Origin of the sequence: Streptococcus oralis subsp. oralis (genome assembly GCF_002096445.1) — a bacterium.
Taxonomy (GTDB): domain Bacteria; phylum Bacillota; class Bacilli; order Lactobacillales; family Streptococcaceae; genus Streptococcus; species Streptococcus oralis_N.
Genome location: NZ_NCUK01000006.1, coordinates 1 through 3,954, shown reverse-complemented (window position 1 = coordinate 3,954; position 3,954 = coordinate 1). Strand labels below are relative to the sequence as shown.

Below are 3,954 nucleotides of genomic sequence, written 5' to 3'. Positions count from 1 at the left end.
GGATCTTTATGGAGACTATGTAATTGACATGTATTGTGAGGTTGAAAAAGATTGATGAAACTACCAGAAAATGTTGTCAAAGTTAATAAAATTGCTTTTCAAAATGTGGTTAGACAGAGACTATCATTTCATTACAGTGAGATGGAAGAGCATTTGGAACAGTTTATAAAAGGAATTGTAGAAGCGGGCTATCAATTAAAAGGCCCGTTCTTTTACAGTTTGAATAACGTTCCGTTAAATGAAGTAATAGAAATTGAGTTATTTATGCCTATATCCAACGATTTATTTAGTTTAAAAGGTTATAATTTTTCAACTTATTTTGAAATTAGCAATTTACTAAAAACGATTATTAAAGGAGACCTTAAGACTTTGACAGAAATAGAATATGCAAAATTAATAATAGCACTGGAAGAAAATGATTTGGAGATGGTAACCCCTTTTTATCACGTGGTTCCCAAAAACGGCTTAGAATATTTAGAATTATTGGTAGGCTATTCCAAAAATATTTAGGAATGTAACTGAAGGTCGATAACTATGTCAATGCCCTAGATAGCATTGTCAGTCGCTATGATGGACTTGTGAAGCTCTTTCAAGACACGGTGTCAGAGACCGACAACAGTGCCATTATTAAGACAGAATACCTAGAACACATCAAGCAACGGATGAAAGATCCGATCGAGGGATTAAAGAGCAGTTCCAGTAAGACGAAAAATATCTATGCAGGGATTAGTGATATCCTAACATTAACGAATCCAAGCTTGGATAATGTGAACACGAGCTATAATCAAGCAGTCAAGAGTTTAGATGATACCATAAAGAACATGGAAGCTTTTAATAGTGTACTTCTAAAAACAGATACATTTGACCTTATCGATATGCAAAATAGTGAAATCGCTACCCTATCAGGTTATGCCTCTCTTCCGTATGGGAACCGCGTATCGAGAAATTATTATAATCGAACTCAGTTTAAAAACTCAGTTTCAGAGATACACACAGCTATCCATAGCAACTCCAAAGCTGTGAAGTACCAAAATGCTCTCGCAAAACAGCTTGCCGAGTCTAAGTATAGTGGGAAGGTGGACTTAAACAATCAAAACTATTCTGATGTAATTTCAAATGATTTAAAAAATAATTTCGCCAGTGAGTCAATCATGAATGGTATTGATGTGTTTGGAGATAAGGGCTGGGTTAAATTATTGGAAAAGACCCCGACTGTTGTGGGAGGGTTGATTAATGGTTTATATAAATTAAGCGATTCACTTGGAAGTTTTATTAACCTCGGAACTAATGGTATAGTTCCTCCTAATATTTTTGATAATGTAAGTAATGTCGCGTCAGGATCTTTTATAAGTATAGGAAAAGGCATTGAATCTGTTGCTAAGTCGGGGCCAGAAATAGGCCGAGCGATGACATTTATCGGTCCTGCTATTGATTTTACTGCTCAGGTTTCAGCTGGTGAAAATGTTCCGAACGCAGTTATTAAGAGTGGGGCCCATGCAGCAATATCTACCGGCGCTATGACCATTGGTATGAATACAGGAGCAGCAATTGGAGCTACTATTGGTAGTGTTATACCTATTGCAGGAACTGCTGTAGGTGGTATTGTTGGAGCTGCTGCAGGGTTTATAGTAGGAGTAGGTTTATCAATTGCAGGCAATGCTGTATTTGATATGATTTATGATAACACTGTTGGAAAGGAAGTCACAAAAATAACAAATAATGTAGTAAAAGCAGGTAAGGAAGTTATAGATGGTGTTGGTAATGCAGTATCTGACTTTTTCAGTGGTATTGGAACTGTATTTCAGTGATAGGAGACTCTCTTGGACGAAAATAAAATTATAAAGTTAAAGGACGTTGAATTTGTAGGCATTGGTAATTTTGAAGGGGAAACAGTTTTTTTTGATAAGAAAACAGACAAGATGTTCTTAGGTCATTCTAAAACAAAGTTTAAAGTGTCTCCTATCGCTTTCTCAACAGGAGTAGCACTTATCCTTTATGTGATTGTAAGAGAAATAACAAAAGTTCAGGTGTTTAGTGGTTTTTGGCCCTTGACTTTTGGTTTTTTTCTAATGATCATTATCTCCAAACTTCTCTATAGACCAGCTTTGAATGAAGAATTAGTTATTAGTCCTTTTGTGCTTTCAAACATTGATATGATAACTTTTCTTAAAAAAGAGAAGAAAAATATAGTTAAGAGCCATCTAATTATATTATTGGCATTTCTTTTTCCAGTGCTTTTTTCTATAGTTTATTTATTGACTTCTAATTTTTTGTTTTTGTTTTTAGCCATTTTATTTTTTATGTTCCCCCTATTGTTATTAAACACGAAACCAATACAGAGATTTAAAGTGGTTCATATGTTAGACAAAAAATATTCCACTAAGGAAAAGGATTCATGAAAAAATATTTAAAAAATATGGTTCCGATAGGAACAATTGATAAAAATCCAGTTTATTTTGATAAAAAAGATCTAACTTTATATAGAGTAAGGGAACGGAATTCTTTTCTTGAAACTGCTGGTAGTAGCTTGATCATGATTCTTTATGTAATAATCGGAAAAGTAAATTCCCAATACTATTTAACCATTCTGGGAAGATATTAATTTCTAATGATAGGTGTTCTGATTTCCTTTATAACAGCCTTTGTTGTTTGTTATGTGACGTTCTATCGAGAGAGGGAAGTGGAAAAACTTCAATTAGAGGAAAAAGCAATGAGGAATTTTGTGTTAAGAGAGCGAAAGAATGTCTTTTTTACCTATTTATCTCTTATCATATTCCCACTAATTATAATATTTTTTGCGAACCTCTTTATCACATATGGCAATCTTCCGTGGGGAGCTGTTTCAGTTTTATTTATGACTATGTATTTTATGTTCTTTTATAATAAAATATTCCAAAGAGGAAAAATCATAAATGGACTTTATAAAGCTTATAATTAAGAAAGATAATTATGAAAAGCAACACTAAAAATTTCGTTGTCCTAGGTATATATCAGGAAAAATCTGTCTACTATAACAATGAAAATCATCAACTTTTATATCCAACAAAGGATAAAACTAATGGAGCAGCTACCATTACTGGTTACAGTTCAATTGCTCTTGTTTTATATATTGTTTTGAGAAGTATAAGTGAAGATGGGAAAGTACCAACAGATCTTCGTATACTGTCTTTAATTTTTGCTTATATTATCATTAGTATTGGTAGCAGTCTATTACTTTATTATGTTTTAAACCGTGTCATTGAGTTAGAAGAATTTCAAATTGATTTAAGAAACTATCAAAACTTTTTAAAGCAAGAAAAAAGGAATGTTTTAATATTATATATAACGATGCTCTGTTTTTTGATTATAGGAATAGTGACTGCTGCAATTTTTATAAGTTCGGGTAATTATATTAGTCTTGTATTAACTTTATCATCATATTTTATCGTATACACTATTTTAAATACCAAATTGATTAAACGCAGCATGATATTGAGACAGTTATACAAAGAATTAAGTAATAAGGAGAGTTAATAATGAATGATAAAATATTGCCAATCGGAAGTGTGATTCAACTTCATAACGGAGAAGTGAAGTTAATGATTTTATCTCGTTTTCCACTCTATAATAATCAAGGGACAATTGGTTATTTCGATTATTCGGCATGTTTATATCCAAATGGAAATACGGATAATCAATGTTATTTTTTTAACAAAGAAGATATAAGTAAAGTTTGGTTTGAGGGGTATATTGATGACCAAGAAAAAAGCGCTCAACAGCTTTTTGAGAAGGAACAAAAAAATATTAAATACCCTCACTTAAAGTTAAATAACATATAGAAAAAGTAGATTTAGAGATAGGAACAAGGAGTACAAGCGAGCAGATGGACTTTTTTGTAGTCATTTCAGGTCGTCGAGTTGATTTGGATAATGGTCATTATATGGACTACATCGGTCATGGCTATCCATTTGGATT

General features: G+C 32.4%; 6 protein-coding genes. All 6 read left to right on the top strand.

The window, feature by feature from the left end:
* The first annotated feature begins 54 nt into the window (after positions 1 to 54).
* The 6 genes from B7721_RS00065 (at position 55) to B7721_RS00035 (ending at position 3,818) form a co-directional block, all read left to right on the top strand.
* Entirely contained in the window at positions 55 to 510 is a 456-nt protein-coding gene (locus B7721_RS00065) for a DUF5085 family protein (protein WP_084876923.1), read from the top strand.
* A 68-nt stretch (positions 511 to 578) separates the two neighbouring features.
* Positions 579 to 1,808: a T7SS effector LXG polymorphic toxin gene (locus B7721_RS10235; protein ID WP_407082162.1), complete on the top strand. Its 1,230-nt coding sequence runs from the start codon at positions 579 to 581 to the stop codon at positions 1,806 to 1,808.
* 12 nt (positions 1,809 to 1,820) lie between these two features.
* On the top strand, positions 1,821 to 2,399 hold the full coding sequence (locus tag B7721_RS00055; protein WP_084876922.1) for a hypothetical protein: 579 nt from the start codon (positions 1,821 to 1,823) through the stop codon (positions 2,397 to 2,399).
* Positions 2,396 to 2,602 (top strand): hypothetical protein, encoded by a 207-nt coding sequence (locus B7721_RS00050; RefSeq protein ID WP_084876920.1) that lies wholly within the window; start codon positions 2,396 to 2,398, stop codon positions 2,600 to 2,602. Before B7721_RS00055 ends, B7721_RS00050 begins: the two co-directional genes overlap by 4 nt.
* Before the next feature lie 347 nt (positions 2,603 to 2,949).
* On the top strand, positions 2,950 to 3,513 hold the full coding sequence (locus tag B7721_RS00040) for a hypothetical protein (RefSeq protein WP_084876917.1): 564 nt from the start codon (positions 2,950 to 2,952) through the stop codon (positions 3,511 to 3,513).
* A gap of 2 nt (positions 3,514 to 3,515) precedes the next feature.
* Positions 3,516 to 3,818, top strand: coding sequence for a DUF4176 domain-containing protein (locus tag B7721_RS00035; protein ID WP_070478089.1), 303 nt, complete (start codon positions 3,516 to 3,518; stop codon positions 3,816 to 3,818).
* Positions 3,819 to 3,954 lie beyond the last annotated feature (136 nt).

What these genes read in the sequence shown, in the direction of transcription:
- B7721_RS00065 (WP_084876923.1), top strand. Translation starts at nt 55, where the DNA reads ATGAAACTACCAGAAAATGTTGTCAAAGTTAATAAAATTGCTTTTCAA.
- B7721_RS00050 (WP_084876920.1), top strand. Translation starts at nt 2,396, where the DNA reads ATGAAAAAATATTTAAAAAATATGGTTCCGATAGGAACAATTGATAAA.
- B7721_RS00040 (WP_084876917.1), top strand. Translation starts at nt 2,950, where the DNA reads ATGAAAAGCAACACTAAAAATTTCGTTGTCCTAGGTATATATCAGGAA.
- B7721_RS00035 (WP_070478089.1), top strand. Translation starts at nt 3,516, where the DNA reads ATGAATGATAAAATATTGCCAATCGGAAGTGTGATTCAACTTCATAAC.